Source organism: Pseudomonas sp. Pc102, from assembly GCF_018408275.1.
In the GTDB taxonomy this organism is placed as follows: Bacteria; Pseudomonadota; Gammaproteobacteria; order Pseudomonadales; family Pseudomonadaceae; genus Metapseudomonas; species Metapseudomonas tohonis.
Genome location: NZ_AP021905.1, coordinates 2,169,473 through 2,185,138, shown reverse-complemented (window position 1 = coordinate 2,185,138; position 15,666 = coordinate 2,169,473). Strand labels below are relative to the sequence as shown.

Below are 15,666 nucleotides of genomic sequence, written 5' to 3'. Positions count from 1 at the left end.
CTGAAGAACATGGAGCCGTTCCACGCGTACCCTGCCCTCATTAGCGCTTTGCCAGACAGTCTTTAAGGAGTGACGCCTCATGTCTGATGAAAATAAATGGAGTGTGGTCAAGTTCGTTCAGGAAATGCTGGCTGACGAAAAGGACAAGTCGGCTATCACCCCTCAGCTCATTTCGCAGAAGATCGACATGGTGCTGAAGATCATGCCGGGTAAGGGCGAGGACCTGGATAGGGAGTCCGTTACTGAGGAGCTGATCAGACGCTTCAGCGTATGGGTAGGTGATGACTCTTCATTGGTAGACCTGAACGGCCATGAGCCATGGCTCACAAGCGAGCGCAAGAAGGACTGGCGATACTGGCAACGCTACCGCGAATGGCAGGAGCTGAAACTACCCCTGAGTGCGATGGAGGCTCTGGACAAAACCACAGACAACGTTCTGTCGATGCTTGAGGACCCGAAGCGAGATGGCGCCTGGGATCGACGAGGGATGGTAGTTGGCCACGTACAATCAGGTAAGACTGGCAACTACACTGGCCTGATCTGCAAGGCAGCGGATGCCGGATACAAGATCATCATCGTGCTTGCGGGGCTGCACAACAACCTGCGAGCACAGACCCAGATGCGTCTGGACGAGGGGTTTCTGGGCTACGAAACAAGCGCCATCGAAGGCAGTGGAAACAAGCTCATTGGAGTCGGCAAAATCGACCCCTCGCCGGCACTCCGGCCCCAGTATGTGACCAACAGAACGGAAACCGGCGACTTCAACACCAAGTTTGCCAAGAATCTGGGTGTCTCGCCCGAGCAGCGCCCGTGGCTGTTTGTCGTCAAGAAGAACAAAACGGTTCTGACACGACTGCTGACCTGGATCCAATCCCATGTAGCCGAAACCAAGGATCCGGAAAGCGGTCGCCCGCTCGTTACACATCTGCCGTTGCTGATAATTGATGACGAGGCCGATCACGCATCTGTCGACACTGGCGAGAAGGTTGTCGACGAAGACGGCAACCCCGATCTGGATCATGAACCCACGGCCATCAACAGCCTGATCCGTCAGATCCTCCACGCGTTCTCAAGAAAGGCGTATGTCGGCTATACCGCTACCCCCTTCGCCAACATCTACATTCACGAGCATGGTGAAACCGCCAATGAGGGGCCGGATCTATTCCCCTCCGCCTTCATCACCAATCTCTCGGCGCCGTCCAGCTATGTGGGGCCGTCGAGGGTATTCGGGCTAGCTGGTGAGAGCGGGCGCACAGGCGCACTGAACCTGGTCCGAATAGTTAAGGATCAGTGCTCCCAAGACGGCAAGAGTGGCTGGATGCCAGTCAGCCACAAAAGCAGTCATGTCCCACTTCTCGAAGGCCAGGACGCAATGCCTGCCTCGCTGACCGAAGCCATACACGCATTCATTCTTTCATGCGCGATCAGAGGCCTCCGCGGACAGGGCTCCCAGCACAGCTCAATGCTGATCCACGTAACCAGATTCAACCAGGTTCAGCAGCATGTTCACCGCCAGGTTCTGGGCTATGTTCACGGCCTGAAGCAGCGATTCCGGAGACGCACCGACCATCTGAGCGCACTGGCCGAATTGAGGAGCCTCTGGGAAAGAGACTTCGTCAGCACCAGCCTCGAGATCGAAGCCCAGATTGAAGAAGAGTCCCGCCACCCTGCTACCTCTTGGCAGAACATCGAGGCCGTGCTGCTGGATGTGCTTGATGAAATAGATGTGCGCATGATCAATGGCAAGGCCACGGATCTTCTTGACTATGCCGACAGCGCAACGGGACTGAAAGTCATTGCTATCGGAGGCGACAAGCTTGCCCGGGGGCTGACCCTCGAAGGGCTCTGCACCAGCTACTTCCTGCGCGCATCCAAGATGTACGACACACTGATGCAGATGGGGCGCTGGTTTGGCTACCGGCCCGGCTACCTCGATTTGTGCCGCCTTTACACGACCAATGATCTGGTTGAGTGGTTCGAACATATTGCCGACGCCGCCGAGGAGTTACGGGCTGAGTTCGACTTCATGATGGAGAGTAGACTGACGCCCAGAGAATATGGCCTCAAGGTGCGCTCTCACCCAGTACTTATGGTCACTTCGCCACTGAAGATGCGTACGGCCAAAACCCTGTATCTCTCTTTCAGTGGCGATGTCGTCGAGACTGTCAGCTTTTACACCGACAAGGGTGTGCTGGAAAAGAATCTGTCTACTCTCATGGCCCTTGCCGATGAGCTTGGAAGTCCCTCCTCAATCCCCCCGCAGCAGCGCAATGGCAAGAAGGACAGCTGGAGCGGGATTCAGTGGACCGACGCAACAGCGCAATCGGTTACCCGCTTCCTACGTGGTTATCAGACCCATCCCGACTCTAGAAAGGTAAAAAGTGATCTTCTGGCAGACTTCATTGAAGAAATGAGTTTTTCCGGGGAACTTACATCTTGGACGGTGGCTGTTATCGGCGGAGGGACAAAGAGGACAGTCGATATCGTAGGCAGCCCAGTCAGAATGATGCAGCGACAGGACAAGGCAACCGAAGGAGAGGGCAAATACTCCATAGGTAGACTTTTATCCCCCCAAGACGAGGCCATGGATCTTGATGAGGCCGGATGGAACGCAGCGCTTGAGTTAACCAAACGGGCCTGGGTGAAGGATCCGGGACGATCCAGACGCAAAGAGCCCCCCGAGACCCCCAACGGCCCTGCAATCAGGCATGTAAAAGGCCTAGGCGCAGATGGGATAGAACCTCGACCGGATAAAGGGCTCCTGATCATTTCATTACTGGATCCCGAGGACTCAAACGTCACCGGTGTAACTACACCTGTCGTGGCATTTGCCATCAGCTTCCCTTCCAGCAATGCCGGCAAATCCGTGCCCTATCTAGTCACTAATGTGCTTTGGGAGCAGCAGTATGGCTCAAGTGAGTGACCTCGAAATTCTGGGAGTCTGGAGAGCACTACCTGGCAACGCCGCCACTCCCGGCTGGCGTGCAATAGATCTGGTTCAGCAGACGGGCTCCTGCCGAATCAAGGCCGCCCGACACTCACCAGGTAACGAGGAGGCGGTTCTAGTCGGATTTGCGACTACAAAAATCGCACCGGCGACGCAGCTTCCCCAAGGGCAGGGCTTCCGTATGGAGCGAGCCACACTCGGAGAAACTGGCGGCAACCACAATTGGCTCGCTATTGTTCGTCAGCCCGCAGGCAGTCTTGAACTGTTTGCCAAGGTAGTCTCCGATATCGTGCACCTACTCCAGTCATTCAGCGATTCTCCCGAGGAAACGCTCTATCAGCGCTTCCTCGGGCGGGTACGGGGGTGGCAGGAGTTCATGCGTCAGGGACGAGAAGGCCTAGGCCCAGAGAAGGAGCTGGGGCTGGTCGGGGAGCTGCGATTTCTGAATCTTCTGCTGGATGCGGGAATCCTTCAGTTTACGGCAGTGGATGCATGGAAAGGTCCGCATGACGGATTGCACGACTTCCAGATCGGCCTTGGAAGCGTGGAAATTAAGTCGACAATGATTCCGGACGGCTTCCCTGTTCGGATTGGCTCACTTGAGCAGTTGGATGACACCAACTGCCCGCCTCTCTTTCTGGCCGGGCTTCGATTCAGCGCTCAGGAGGCGGGTAAAACGCTCACTGAGCTCGTTGATACAACTCGGCAGCGCCTTGACGCCGACCCCGCCGCAATGCGCCTTTTCGAGCTGGCTCTCCATAAGGCCGGATATCTGGACATGCACGCGGCAGTCTATACACGTCGATTCCTGCTGACCGACACAAGGTTGCATCTTGTGGACGGGGAGTTTCCCAGGCTAACCCTCTTCAACGTTTCTTCGGCAATTCGCCATGCCGCATATGAGCTGGACCTTTCTCTAGTTACGGCAAACAACCACTCAATGGGTGATGTACTCGAACAGTTAGGAGTCGTTTGATGGAGCTCGTCGACTTTCTGCGTGAAACGCAGGCCGCGATCCGCGATGAAGTTGAAAAGGATATTGGCCCAGGGGAGGCCCCCATTCCTCCTGAGGCCGTTTTCACCGAGCATGTCATGACACACATGGCAGACGAGGGAATCACCTTTGAACCAACTGTCTGCCATTACGAAGCGAAGGTAGGTACGTACAAGGTAAAAATCAGCGGCTACTCCGTATCTGACACTATTGATGACTCTGGCAACCCAGACCGCCTCGATCTTTTTGTCAGTCTCTACAAGGGAGTGGATGAGCTAGAGCCGCTTCCGGACTCCGAAGCAGGAAAGGCTGCCAAGGAAGGGCTGCAGTTTCTGAAGTTCTGCGCAACAGGCCAGCTATCCGGCAAGCTCGATGAAACCAACGATGCCTATGCCCTTGTTACCGAAGTCGAGCGCATCTTCAAGACGCTGGATAGCATCCGTATTTTCGTCATCACGGATGCCGTAGCCAAAACGAGAAACTATGCACCGCAGGAGGTCGAGGGCAAGCAGGTCCGCCTAGAGATCATGGACATTCAACGCCTCTTCAACCACTGGCAGCAGGGGCGTCCGCGGGATGAACTGGTAGTAAACTTCAGGGACATCTGCGGGACTGCCCTGCCTAGCGTGTGGGTTCCTGGATCCGGTGACGATGAGTATGACTATGCCCTGACAGCCGTACCAGGCGAAGCCCTGCGATTCCTTTACGAGAAGTATGGTCCCCGCATCCTTGAGGCAAACGTGCGCTCCTTTCTGGGAGTTAGCAGCAAGGGGGTCAACAAGGGAATCCGTGACAGCCTGCGCGACCACCCCGACCGTTTCATGGCCTATAACAACGGCATCGTCGTTGTTGCCGACCAAGCCAAGCTCGACACCGCGGCAGATGGTTCGACAGGCATTCTCTGGCTCCAGGGCATGCAGATTGTAAATGGCGGTCAGACTACTGCATCCATCTACTTCGCCAAGAAAAAGCACCCGGACATTGATCTTTCCAGTGTCCGAGTTCCGGCCAAGATCATCGTGCTCCGCTCCGGGCAGGCTGATGATGAGGAGCTGATTGCCAATATTTCGCGGTATGCAAACAGCCAGAACGTTGTCAAACAGTCCGACCTGTCCGCCAACAAGCCCTTCCATCGAGAGTTGGAAAAACTGTCCATGCGCACTTACTGCCCCGATGGCGTTGGACGCTGGTTCTACGAGCGTTCAGCTGGCAGCTACAAGGTGATGCTGGAGAAGGAAGCAACTACCCCTGCACAGAAGAAAAAACTCCAGGCGACAATCCCCCCTTACCGCAAACTTACCAAGCCCGACCTAGCCAAATTCCTGTTTGCCTGGGATCAGAAGCCCCATATCGTCAGCCTCGGCAGTCAGAAAAACTTCCAGGCATTCATGGATGAGCTGATGGAAAGGGAAAGTGCTGGTGAGAACGTGATACCGGATCAGGAGCAGTACAAACAGATGATTGCGAAGGCGATCCTGTTCAAGTCTGCTCACAAGATCATCCGCCCCATGTTCCCGGCATTCCAAGCCAACATCACGTCCTACACAGTTTCGATTCTAGCGCTCAAGCTGGGAGCGACCCTCAATCTGAACCGCATCTGGCAGGAACAATCGATCTCTCCCCAGCTACATCGGCAGATTGCGATATGGGCAGAAGAGGTCAATGACGCGCTTCATCGTGGGGCTGGCGGGAAAATGATCTCCGAGTGGGCCAAGAAAATCGAATGCTGGTGGAGAGTAAGAGACACTTCCTACTCTTCTGAGCTGGGCGGTATCACTGAACTATCCTAAACGTTATTAGGACACGGCTAGAAGTGGCCGGTTCGAGCCAATCGCATCAGACGTCGGCCAGGAGCAGCCACTAAGGTCGGGCTTTTTCAGACCCGAAGTGGGCATTCGCACTTGGCTGAGCATTCAAGCTGTTGGCTTGGCCTTATTGTCTGTGGCGAACGATGTACGTGACTTATATGGCCTTAGTCTCGCCATCTGCGCCGTCGTGCTGGATTTAACGCTTTTATGTCTGTGCCCAGTGCTTGCGCTTTGGGGATTTCTTGATAGCAGACGGTGTGGTCTTGCGCCCTTGAATTCTGAATACCGCTACGGAGTATGATGTCGTTGTCCCCGGAGGGGTTTTCTCAAGGAGTTTCGATGATGCGGAGAAGTGCTCCCCGGTGCCGCCGCGATCCACAAGGTCTAAAACGACTAGCAAGCCCAGTCGGACGTTGGATCGTTGGTATGCGGTCGCCTGGAGGCCATGATCGTCGAGCAGTTCCTCCAGAGTGCGGTTGTGGTTAGTCTTCTTGAGCTCTGCAACGATCGTCACGAGGCCCATGTCAAAGGCCACATCGGCTCGGCCATGTCCTATCGCCCGAGCTTCTGACCTCACTCCACCTCCGCCTGTACCTGCTTGAACCGTGGCCAAATAATCCTGTTGTAGATCCGCCTCGCTGGCGTTGGGATTGAACAGGTAGTCCGAAAGCAAACGCTTGCCCGGTTCGATGTTCTCGAGTTCGTACTGCCAAGCCAAAGTCCTAATTAGAACGCTGTTGAATAGTGCCCGCGCCTCGGGGTTGTTGGCGTAGTCGTAGTTAGCCCGAAGCGCCGCGACCAGCTCCTCAAGCTTCTGCCTCACCACGAGTGGTGTTGAAGTGAGGATTACCTGCACAACTCCAGCCGCGACCTCCTCAAGTGCTAAAGACTTGCCCGCATGCGTAACGAGGCCCAAGCCCAGCAAGGCGGCGACTCGGTCAGTAGACGCCTCCTCGGTAGAGTTTCGTAAGATGCTGGCCTCCCTAGCCGCCAACGCCTCCTTCCGGAGCATCCGTGCGTCCACGATCATGTCGCTGTCTGAATACTTGTCGATCCAGAGCTCAAGAATCTGAAGCCTTGTGTGCTCCCGCTGGACCGCATCTGAGATTGCCGGCCGGAGAATAGCCTCTAGACCTCCGTCGGAGGTACGCTTCAAGGTTGAGCGACTGGCCGAGTAGCAGACAAGCAGTTGTCGCTCGATGACCATCGCCGCCTCGAGCCACACAGCCTCACCAAGGCTCTCCTCCAGCCGTTCAAGTCTGAGCGCGAGCGTGGCCCAAGCTATTGCTTCTCCGGCGCGGTCTGTAAGCCAAGTGTTCACGAGACGCGGATCGTTCGGGATCGCGTGTATTGAATATTCGAACGCAGCTTGTGTGATCGCACTTACCTCATCGGCTACCGGAACCGATCGGCGACCGTTTTGGAACTCTAGGAGCATAGTCAAGCTACGGCGATAGAGTTCCGCATCCGCACGCCTTTCAGAGGTAGCGCTGGCCATAGCGAACAGATCTCTGGCCTTCGTAAAGGCTTCAAGGGCCGTCCCGCGTTGTCGGTCCTCCAAGCCTCTCTTGAGTTCGATTAGACCAAGCTCCATGGCCGCCTCGTCGCGGCATGCAGCGATCTCGACAAGATTCACTAGCTTTGCTTGGAGATCAGGAACCGCAAGATGTGCATTCACGAGGCCGGTGATTTTGGCGACATGCCTAAGGTACTGGACATCGTCGTCAGACGCCGTTTCCAAAAGGCTGGCTACCAGCTTGTACCCGAGACTCGTTTTAGACCGCGCTAGAAGCCAAGCTCCCAACAGCGCCTGGCTCCTCAAGCCCCAATGCCCGGCGTGATCGACTGAGCGGTCGATCATCGCACCGTGCAGAGCGTCGATGAGTGCAGCTGGTAGCGGTAGGCCGGAGACGACCTCACGCACGATCTCCCCCATTACAGCGGGACTGGAGGTGCGCTCGACGATCTTCAGTGCCAACGCGGCGTCACGCGGCTCGCCCGATCTGCACAGCCCCACGAACACGTCTGGTCCGAACGGATGGTCAGCCAGCGTGTTGATCACGCACTCGATCTCTAAATCGGTTCGGCCCTTTAGCGTGATCGGGCGACCATCGCCGGCCGACTCTATCAGGCGATCGGTCAAGTCATCCATCGGCATACCTTAGAACAAGGGATTGGCACCCTCAGCATGGCGACGCCGTTCGCGAGGCACGCGGCTGATCAGTTCCTGCCTATTGACGGCACCGACCACTATCTGAACATTAGGGAATTCATCGACGGCAGTAACAACGCTCTCGACCAAGGCGGCGAAGTCTTGGTGTGACATCTCCTGCGCCGCAGGGGAATCGAGGACTATTAACCCGGGATGCCGCCCGTGGCCACGCCGTTCGGCGACCTCGAGAACCGCGAGCGCCGCCGCAATCCTAACGCGAAGATTCTCGCCTGCGTTGAGCTTTGTGAAGGAAGTGATCTGCCCGCCCTGCTCAATCTTGAGATGGCCGGCACCATTGAGGGTCATGCTCTGCAGGTTCCGAACCCCGAACGCCTCTGAGAATTTCATTAGTGCGCCCGAAACTTCCGTGAGGATCTCAGTCTGAAGATCTTCAAAGAGCGACTTTGTTACCTTCTCGGCGGCCTTTAGAACGGCCTCCTCTCGACGGATGAGGTCGACATCGACCGACGGCCCAGTCGCAAGCTCCAGTTCTTCGATTCGCGCCTTCAGCTTTGCAATGTCCAGCCTGATTTCCTCTGCAGCACTGCCCTTGCGAAGCTCGGCCTGAACCTTTGAGATCCGTTGACTGGCGGCAGTGACGGCAGCGGAAGCCTTCTCCCAAGCGATCTTGGCCTCGTCCACAGCTTTTTCAGCCGTTTTCTGAGACTCCAGGGTATCGGCAGCCTCCGCTTCTAACTCTGTGATCAATTCTTCTGTCGAACCGACCTCATCCTCTTCCTTTCCGCAAAGCCCACACGCTGGTGCTTCAGTCGCCGCGAACCTATTTTTTTCAAATTCGCGAGCGCATGAGGGACAGCAGGTTGGCTTGAGCCTTTTGAACACAACACGCGCTTCGGCGTCATCTTTCGCCTGCAATAGCCTTCGACGAGCCTCCGCCCGAGCGATCTTCGCGTCGTCGTACAGGGCGTTGCGCTTAAGCACGAGGGCGCCCGCATCCTCAGCGATCTGGCGCAGCTCTACCAGCTCCTGATCGAGACTAGGCAAATCGGATCTAAGTTTGGTCAGGTCGGGTTCGTCTTTAAGCTTGATCTCAAGTTCTTGGATCTGATCCTCGAGCTCCCTGATACGGCTCACGACCCGGTCGCTCTTGCCAGTTGTCTCTTTCGCGAGGCGAGCTGACACCGCTTTCAGGCCGGTAGACGCGCAAGTGTAAGTTGTGATCCAGGGCAAGCCGATGAAGAGTTGGATCAGGCGTAGATGGATGGCGTCTTGAGCGGTATCGCCGAAAAGGGTATCGCCTGGTCCGGTGATGAAAAGCGCAGCGCACATGGCCGGCCAGCCATGTTCCGCGGCTTCTCCTTGCCTAGCCCGGTACGCCCTCACTCGGGAAAAGCCGAGCTCATCCATAAACAGCGAGTCGACCGCCTTCCCAAAAGCGTCGTCGGGGATTCCTCGCTTAATCACCAACTCCCTACCGTTATCGAATCGCGACAAAGTGGCGACAGCAGCTGCAGCCTCGGTCGCACCCGCAGGTTTCATCAAGCAAATCCTGTGAATGTGCTCGTCAATAAGGAAATCAAGTTCGAACTCGCTCAGCCAACCCCAAACATCTGGCTTGAGCCGACTTCCTGGGAGCTCGCCACGGAGAGCGCCGCGCACCAGCCCAAGAATCGAGGACTTACCCTTGCCGTTGTCGTCGGTTAAAAGACCCCAAATCCCGTTGCCAAGGCCGTCCCACAGGAATTCAAATGGGTCTTCTTCGCCGTGCTTTATCCCGCGGAACAGCACCCGTTTGAGGGTGAGAGAGCGCTTTCGAGGAAGAGTTGAGTCCTCTTCTATACCGTGGGAGAGGAGGATCTTAGTGACTTCGTCTCGTTCGACACGCGATTTAGCGGCGATCTCGTCAATCCAATTGATTGTGTTACTGACGCTCATCCCTGTCCCCCACTTTGGCCTTATCGAAGCGCTTCTTGACCTGATCGGCGATCGACGGAATCACACCGCTGTGCTTCGTTCCTTCATATTCCACAAACTTATACTGTTCGGCCTTGAGGGCGTGACCGGACTTCAGACCGCTAACCTTCATTGCGAGTCGCGCCCGCTCGAGATACCAAGCGAGGGCAGGCTGCAACTTTACGGCGTCTTGCACGAAGGCTGCAGCCTTAGGTCCGAGCAGGTAGTCATGCTGAGAACCGAGATTGGGGAGCGTCCTCTGAACGGGGCGGATTAACTCATAGAAGCTCAGCACGCCGAGCGAGTTATCAAGATCAAAGTAGGCGCCGCGGTGCCAGCGGATCATCTTTGCCAACCTTACGCTCGGCTCATCTTCGGCGAAGATCTTCTCGACCGTACTAAGAAGCCCTGGCTGGCCAGCATCGTGTAGGTCGAGCAGCCTATTCGCTAGGTAGTCGGGGTAGCAAACGTAGAATACGATCGCCTGAGCACGCTTCTCGCCGTGAAAAACCCGATCAAATCCTTCGGCGCCTTCGCCCTCTGTTGCGAGTGAGCTCCCCTCTAAAAGAATGCATAGGAGGCGGAAGGCGTCACGAAAAACCGACCCCGTTGACGGGGCTGCGGCTTCTTCGGTATCGGAGGCGTTCGACATGCTATGCAATCGCTACAGGATCAAGTTTTAGATCCTGTCATGTGGCCAGTACGTTAACAAGACCGGTATGGGGATGTTTCCGTCCGCGCACGAGCGACCTTCCGACAAAACAATGCGAGCGGGTCGAAAGCAGCGCAACCTAAGTGGCTGCTTCTGGCCGGAGCGGACGTCCATAACTGGCCCCTATGGATAGGGCTCTCTCCTAGCAGAAGCCAAAACTTTCGCCATCACCCCACTTATTCAAATTCCGAGCCTAGGCGCTTACGGTTCAAGTCACTCATGAACAGGCCGTAAATATGTTTGTACTCCTTGGCCTTAGTTTCAATCGCAGTGACCTTGTGGAACCGGATGGAGTCAGCCACGACGGCCAGTTTGGCCGGCGGCCCAAATAGATTTTCCGGTGGTACGGCGATTGGGGCAGGCCCGCCCACCGAATCAGGATCGGCCGGAGGCACGTAGGAAAGTCGGCTGGCTTCAGGGAAGATGACCACGTTGGTCCCTGCCTCGCCCGTTTGGACGGAGGGGAACACCAGGCCATCCACGTACTTGCCGAAATGCAGCCGCAAATACTCGAAGACCACCTGCGTCGACAAATAGCTCAACTCGTTGTTGCGCACCTTGGGCCGGGACATCTTCTTGACCAACGAGCCTAGGAACACTTTCTGATGTAGTGACTCGCGGAACCCTTCGTCTAGCAACGTGAGCGCCGGTGGCTCTAAGCGGTCCAGAGCAGTGAGGTCCAGAAGTCGCAGCTCGCCGATAGGTGTTAGGGCGACACTGACCACATGGTCGCCGGTGATGGAGCGGATTTCGCTGAGGCAGGTCTCTCGCTCCAATGCGCAATATAGGGCGGAGATGCCACTCGGGGTCATCCGTTGGCTGCCGGCCAGATGCTTTGGCGTGGGCCCGAACTGACCGGCAGGATTGCCGATGATTTCTTCCGCCTGCTTTTGGTTCTGGGCATGGCGTGCCCGGTAGAGCACCTCGCCATGTGCGATGGTCCGCACTACCTCCGGCTTTGGCTGGTTGCCGTCGCTCACCAGCACCGAAAAAACGGAATGGAGGAACTGGTCGGCTCCGACATTGAAGTAGCGGTGTTTGTAGTGGACATCCTCAATGAACTTCTTCCAGCGGTCCTCGTAGATGTTCTGCTCCAACGTGCCATCATCGCTATAAAAATGCGTTTCGTCCCCCGCGTCATCCACCTTGAACTCAGGTGGAACGGCACCGCAGAGATCCTCAAAGTAAGGTTCGTTGCCGAGCTCAAACCACTCCGCGAGGACGATATCGATAGTCGAAACGGCAACGAAGTCCGATCCACAGTGATATAGCAAGCCGAGCTCGTAGTGGGACAGGTCATCCTTGCTGGCAACATTCTCCGCAACGCGCTCGTAAACGTAGTTGAACAGCTGCTTCGACTCTATAGCATGCCCAAGACGGCCGCAGTACTTGCATTCACCCTCCGCGCCGTGTGTGTCGACCAATTTCTTGAGTGGAGCCGGCCTTATGCAATCAACGCAAATCATAGCTACTTGCTGAGCCTCGCATTTGTTGAACGTCTCAGGGGGCGGATGCGTTTGTGAAGAAACGCGTGCCAATGGACCTGTATGGCATATCCAGTGGCAAGCGACTAGCGGCCGAGTAACTCAATGGGATCTTGGGAAAGCGAATGGCCACTTCGGCTCAATAGAGCCAGTCACGGACGTCCGCTTTTGGCCGATTACTTGAGGGGTACCCCAGGTTAAAGAACCAAGCCCAGCACAAACGGTCACCAAACGGTCACCACAAGTACTCTCTAGGGCCTGAGATAAAAAATGCGCCCATAAAAAAATCCAGTCACCGCTAAGTGACTGGATTTTCTAGGGTTTTTTGGTCGGGACGGAGTGATTCGAACACTCGACCCCTTGCACCCCATGCAAGTGCGCTACCAGGCTGCGCTACGCCCCGACTTTGTTGCTTGCCCCGCTTTGCGGAACGGAGCGAACTATACTTTAAGCTTTTGAATTGTGGAAGGTTTTTTTCAGGTTTTTTTACTTACGCAGAACCAGGAGGACGTCTTCAAGCTCGGCGATCATCTGCCGGATGAGCTGCTTGTATTGGGTGGTGTCGTCCTTCGCTTCGTCGCCGGAGAGACGCTGGCGCGCCCCGCCGATGGTAAAGCCCTGATCGTAAAGCAGCGCCCGGATCTGCCGAATCATTAGCACATCCTGGCGCTGGTAGTAGCGCCGGTTGCCGCGCCGCTTTACCGGGTTGAGCTGGGGAAATTCCTGCTCCCAGTAACGCAGCACGTGGGGCTTGACTGCGCAGAGCTCGCTGACCTCGCCAATGGTGAAGTAACGCTTGCCGGGTATCGTCGGCAATTCGTCGTTATGACTTGGTTCCAGCATAAGCTTCGACTCTGGCTTTCAGTTTCTGCCCCGGACGGAACGTCACGACACGGCGAGCCGTGATCGGGATTTCCTCTCCTGTCTTCGGGTTACGCCCCGGACGCTGACGCTTATCCCGCAGATCGAAGTTGCCGAAACCCGACAACTTCACCTGCTCGTTATGCTCCAGCGCCTGACGGATTTCCTCGAAAAACAGCTCCACCAGTTCCTTGGCTTCCCGTTTATTCAGGCCAAGCTCTTCGTACAGACGTTCAGCCATCTCAGCTTTCGTCAGAGCCCCCATACGCTACTTCCTTAACGTGGCGTTGAACCTTTCTTCCAGCGAGGTGACGATGTTTTGCGTTGTGGTGTTCACCTCATCGTCGTTAAGAGTGCGCGATGGATGCTGCCAGGTCAAGCCGACGGCCAGGCTTTTTCTAAGCGGATCAATGCCTTTACCGTGATAGACGTCAAATAGCCTGAGGTCCGTCAACCACTCGCCTGCCGCCTCGCGGATGGTGTCGAGTACGGCCTCGGCGGCCACTTCACGATCAACCAGCAGGGCCAGGTCGCGACGCACTTCGGGGAAGCGCGAAAGCTCGCGGAACTTGGGCAGGCGACCACGCATGACTTCGGCCAGTACCAGTTCGAACAGGTAGACCGGCTGATCCAGGTCCAGGGCCTTGGCCAGCTCCGGGTGGATGGCGCCGAGGTAGCCGACCAGCTGGCCGTCGCGCTCGATGCGGGCGGTCTGGCCCGGGTGCAGGGCATTGTGTTCGCCGGGTACGAAGTCGAAGTCATCCAGCGCGCCGGCGGCGCCGAGCAGCGCTTCGACATCGGCCTTCACGTCATAGAAGTCCACGCCGTCACGGCCGTGGGCCCAGGCTTCGGGCAGGCGTTTGCCGCAGACGACGCCGGCGAGCATGGCTTCCTGCTTGAGCCCTTCCAGTTGGCCGACGAAACGCAGGCCGCTTTCGAACAGGCGGACGCGGCTCTGCTGGCGGTTGAGGTTGTGCTGCAGCGCCTTGACCAGGCCCGGCCACAGGGAGGAGCGCATGGCAGCCATGTCGGCGGAGATGGGGTTGGCCAGCATGAGCGGCTGCACGCCGGGGTTGAACAGCTCGAACAGCTTGGGATCGATGAAGCTGTAGGTGATCGCTTCCTGGTAGCCACGGGCAACCAGCAGGCGACGCAGGGCCGGCAGTTCGACGGCGGATTCGGCACGGGCCTTGGGCGCCAGGCGCGCTTGCGGGTAGCGAACCGGCAGGCGGTTGTAGCCGTAGAGGCGGCCGAGCTCTTCGATCAGGTCCACTTCCAGGCTGATGTCGAAGCGGTGGCTGGGGACTTCCACCTTCCACTGGCCCTGGCCGACGGAGGTGACGCCCAGGCCCAGCGCGGTGAGCAGGCGCTCGACTTCGGCGGCGTCCATCTCCATGCCCAGCATCTGGGCGATGCGCTCGGCGCGCAGGGTGATGGGGGCGATGCTCGGCAGGTCGGCTTCGCTCACGCTCTCGATGATGGGGCCGGCTTCGCCACCGACGATTTCCAGCAGCAGCGCAGTGGCGCGCTCCATGGCTTCGCGGGCGAGTTGCCAGTCCACGCCCCGCTCGAAGCGGTGCGAGGAGTCGGTGTGCAGGCCATAGGAACGGGCCTTGCCGGCCACGGCGATGGTGTCGAAGAAGGCGGCTTCGAGGAACAGGTCACGGGTCTTGTCGCTCACACCGCTGTGCTCGCCACCCATCACGCCAGCGATGGCCAGGGCACGGGTGTGGTCGGCGATGACGAGGGTGTCGGCACGCAGGCTGACTTCCTGGCCGTCGAGCAGGACGAGCTTCTCGCCCTCCTCCGCCATGCGCACGCGGATGCCGCCGTTGATTTCGGCGAGGTCGAAGGCGTGCATGGGCTGGCCGAGTTCGAGCATCACGTAGTTGGTGATGTCGACGGCGGCGTCGATGCTGCGTACGTCGGCACGACGCAGGCGCTCGACCATCCACAGCGGGGTGGGCTTGGAAAGGTCGACGTTACGCACGACGCGGCCGAGGTAGCGCGGGCAAGCCTTGGGCGCGAGGACTTCGACCGGGCGCACTTCGTCGTGGGCCGGAGCGACCGGGGCGATGGCCAGGCGGGTGACCGGGGCGTCGTACAGCGCGCCGACTTCGCGGGCGAGGCCGGAGAGGTTGAGGCAGTCGCCACGGTTGGGGGTGAGGCCCAGTTCGATGACGACGTCGTCCAGCTCCAGGTAGCGGCGGAAGTCTTCACCCACCGGCGCATCGGCGGCGAGCTCCATGAGGCCGCCGTGGTCTTCGCTGATCTGCAGTTCGTTGGCCGAGCAGAGCATGCCGAAGGATTCGACGCCGCGCAGCTTGGCTTTCTTGATCTTGAAGTCGCCCGGCAGCTCGGCGCCGATCATGGCGAAGGGGATCTTCAGGCCGGGGCGTACGTTGGGGGCGCCGCACACGACCTGGAAGGTCTCGCTGCCGTTGCTCACCTGGCATACGCGCAGCTTGTCGGCGTCGGGGTGCTGCTCGGTGCTCAGCACCTCGCCCACCACCACGCCGCTGAAGGCGCCGGCAACGGGGGTGACGCTGTCCACTTCCAGGCCGGCCATCGACAGACGGGCCACCAGCTCGTCGCGGGATACCTGCGGGCTTACCCAGCTCCGCAGCCACTGTTCACTGAATTTCATCCAGCTCTCCTAAGGATTCGTTTCGGCCTTGCGTGCATCGGTGGTCGGCGGCTCAGCGGGCCCGCATCGCGGGGGTGACGGAAAGCC

Annotated in this window: 10 protein-coding genes and 1 tRNA gene; 3 read left to right on the top strand and 8 right to left on the bottom strand. The window is 57.8% G+C overall.

Going from position 1 to position 15,666, the window contains the following annotated elements:
• Positions 1–79 precede the first annotated feature (79 nt).
• From PHLH3_RS10135 to PHLH3_RS10125, 3 genes are read left to right on the top strand one after another with little or no spacing between them, the layout of a single operon-like run.
• Positions 80–2,923, top strand: coding sequence for a Z1 domain-containing protein (locus tag PHLH3_RS10135; RefSeq protein ID WP_213629084.1), 2,844 nt, complete (start codon positions 80–82; stop codon positions 2,921–2,923).
• Entirely contained in the window at positions 2,907–3,923 is a 1,017-nt protein-coding gene (locus PHLH3_RS10130) for a PD-(D/E)XK motif protein (protein WP_213629083.1), read from the top strand. Before PHLH3_RS10135 ends, PHLH3_RS10130 begins: the two co-directional genes overlap by 17 nt.
• A complete protein-coding gene (locus PHLH3_RS10125) occupies positions 3,923–5,731 on the top strand; it encodes an AIPR family protein (RefSeq protein WP_213629082.1) in 1,809 nt (602 codons plus the stop codon). The genes PHLH3_RS10130 and PHLH3_RS10125 overlap by 1 nt, the downstream gene beginning before the upstream one ends.
• 223 nt (positions 5,732–5,954) lie before the next feature.
• Here the strand turns inward: PHLH3_RS10125 and PHLH3_RS10120 are convergent, their stop codons facing one another.
• The 8 genes from PHLH3_RS10120 to pheT all read right to left on the bottom strand — a co-directional run bounded on the left by PHLH3_RS10120 (position 5,955) and on the right by pheT (position 15,579).
• Positions 5,955–7,901: a hypothetical protein gene (locus PHLH3_RS10120; protein WP_213629081.1), complete on the bottom strand. Its 1,947-nt coding sequence runs from the start codon at positions 7,899–7,901 to the stop codon at positions 5,955–5,957.
• A 9-nt stretch (positions 7,902–7,910) separates the two neighbouring features.
• Positions 7,911–9,857 (bottom strand): hypothetical protein, encoded by a 1,947-nt coding sequence (locus PHLH3_RS10115; RefSeq protein WP_213629080.1) that lies wholly within the window; start codon positions 9,855–9,857, stop codon positions 7,911–7,913.
• Positions 9,844–10,527 (bottom strand): hypothetical protein, encoded by a 684-nt coding sequence (locus tag PHLH3_RS10110; protein WP_213629079.1) that lies wholly within the window; start codon positions 10,525–10,527, stop codon positions 9,844–9,846. The genes PHLH3_RS10115 and PHLH3_RS10110 overlap by 14 nt, the downstream gene beginning before the upstream one ends.
• Positions 10,528–10,763: 236 nt before the next feature.
• Positions 10,764–12,053, bottom strand: a complete 1,290-nt coding sequence (locus tag PHLH3_RS10105) for an RES domain-containing protein (protein ID WP_213629078.1) — start codon at positions 12,051–12,053, stop codon at positions 10,764–10,766.
• Between the two features lie 344 nt (positions 12,054–12,397).
• Positions 12,398–12,474: transfer RNA gene (locus PHLH3_RS10100), tRNA-Pro, on the bottom strand.
• Between the two features lie 83 nt (positions 12,475–12,557).
• Positions 12,558–12,914 (bottom strand): MerR family transcriptional regulator, encoded by a 357-nt coding sequence (locus tag PHLH3_RS10095; protein WP_111263790.1) that lies wholly within the window; start codon positions 12,912–12,914, stop codon positions 12,558–12,560.
• Complete coding sequence (gene ihfA / locus PHLH3_RS10090) at positions 12,895–13,197, bottom strand: integration host factor subunit alpha (RefSeq protein WP_003282572.1); 303 nt, start codon at positions 13,195–13,197, stop codon at positions 12,895–12,897. Before ihfA ends, PHLH3_RS10095 begins: the two co-directional genes overlap by 20 nt.
• A gap of 3 nt (positions 13,198–13,200) precedes the next feature.
• A complete protein-coding gene (pheT, locus tag PHLH3_RS10085) occupies positions 13,201–15,579 on the bottom strand; it encodes a phenylalanine--tRNA ligase subunit beta (protein ID WP_213629077.1) in 2,379 nt (792 codons plus the stop codon).
• Positions 15,580–15,666: the final 87 nt, after the last annotated feature.

Bases quoted from the DNA above. Each gene is read 5' to 3' on its own strand.
- PHLH3_RS10095 (WP_111263790.1), bottom strand. From the start codon at position 12,914: ATGCTGGAACCAAGTCATAACGACGAATTGCCGACGATACCCGGCAAG.
- PHLH3_RS10125 (WP_213629082.1), top strand. From the start codon at position 3,923: ATGGAGCTCGTCGACTTTCTGCGTGAAACGCAGGCCGCGATCCGCGAT.
- PHLH3_RS10130 (WP_213629083.1), top strand. From the start codon at position 2,907: ATGGCTCAAGTGAGTGACCTCGAAATTCTGGGAGTCTGGAGAGCACTA.
- pheT (WP_213629077.1), bottom strand. From the start codon at position 15,579: ATGAAATTCAGTGAACAGTGGCTGCGGAGCTGGGTAAGCCCGCAGGTA.
- PHLH3_RS10120 (WP_213629081.1), bottom strand. From the start codon at position 7,901: ATGGATGACTTGACCGATCGCCTGATAGAGTCGGCCGGCGATGGTCGC.
- PHLH3_RS10110 (WP_213629079.1), bottom strand. From the start codon at position 10,527: ATGTCGAACGCCTCCGATACCGAAGAAGCCGCAGCCCCGTCAACGGGG.
- PHLH3_RS10105 (WP_213629078.1), bottom strand. From the start codon at position 12,053: ATGATTTGCGTTGATTGCATAAGGCCGGCTCCACTCAAGAAATTGGTC.
- PHLH3_RS10135 (WP_213629084.1), top strand. From the start codon at position 80: ATGTCTGATGAAAATAAATGGAGTGTGGTCAAGTTCGTTCAGGAAATG.
- ihfA (WP_003282572.1), bottom strand. From the start codon at position 13,197: ATGGGGGCTCTGACGAAAGCTGAGATGGCTGAACGTCTGTACGAAGAG.
- PHLH3_RS10115 (WP_213629080.1), bottom strand. From the start codon at position 9,857: ATGAGCGTCAGTAACACAATCAATTGGATTGACGAGATCGCCGCTAAA.